Raw genomic sequence first — 739 nt, forward strand, 5'->3', positions numbered from 1 at the left:
GCGGTTGAAGGTGATGGGGTGGCTTCGCAACCGAATCCTACGCCGCATCAGCGCTTTACACCACGCTCGCCAGCCTCTCAGGCGCCCTCTCGCGAATAAGACGGGCTAGGGGAACGCTCAGGGTCGGTCACATCGACAAAAACACCTCAGGCCGAGGAAGGTTTTTGTCGATCCTTTCCCCCAAGGCGGTCTCGGCTTCGTTCCAGACGCTTTCCGGCGGCTTCTCTGCTGGGCGACCGCATTGCCGGTGAAAAGAACATCTCGAGCTTCTGAGCCGCCTCGAACAGCCAACCATGCCAATCGCCGTCTTCTCGATCTTTCCAGAACTGCGGGTTGATGCCTGCCACTTTCGCGATCTTTCCCAATAGTTCAGTGAAATCATCGTGCCATTCCAGCTGGGGTCGACCCCGTTCGCCGACTTGCTCCTTTAAGCCCGCAACTGCGATCAAACCGGCATGAGCAACTTTAGCTGCATCCTTTTGGAACGATGATAGAAGGTCCACTGCTTGCTCGCGTGAGCCAACCTCGGGATCGAAAGCTAGGGCGGTTTGCAGTTGATTTACGATCTCAATATCAAGACGGTGGTGAAGGCCGTCTTGGAGGGCGCTCAAAGTTTTAGCGATAGCTTCTAGCCCGTCTTATTCGTAAGAGTGCGCCTGAGGGCTGGCGAGCGTGGTGTAAAGCGCTGATACGGCGTAGGATTCGGTTGTGAAGCCAACCCCATCACCTCCAACCGCGA

The 739-nt window shown here is 56.4% G+C and carries 1 protein-coding gene; it reads right to left on the reverse strand.

Annotated features, from left to right (window positions below; all coding sequences use genetic code 11):
* Positions 1-146: 146 nt before the first annotated feature.
* Positions 147-611 carry a hypothetical protein gene (locus QJT78_RS51825; protein WP_049810375.1) on the reverse strand — a complete coding sequence of 155 codons (465 nt, stop codon included), beginning with the start codon at positions 609-611 and terminating at the stop codon, positions 147-149.
* Positions 612-739: the final 128 nt, after the last annotated feature.

Source organism: Bradyrhizobium sp. Mp27, from assembly GCF_029953005.1.
GTDB classification, from domain to species: domain Bacteria; phylum Pseudomonadota; class Alphaproteobacteria; order Rhizobiales; family Xanthobacteraceae; genus Bradyrhizobium; species Bradyrhizobium barranii.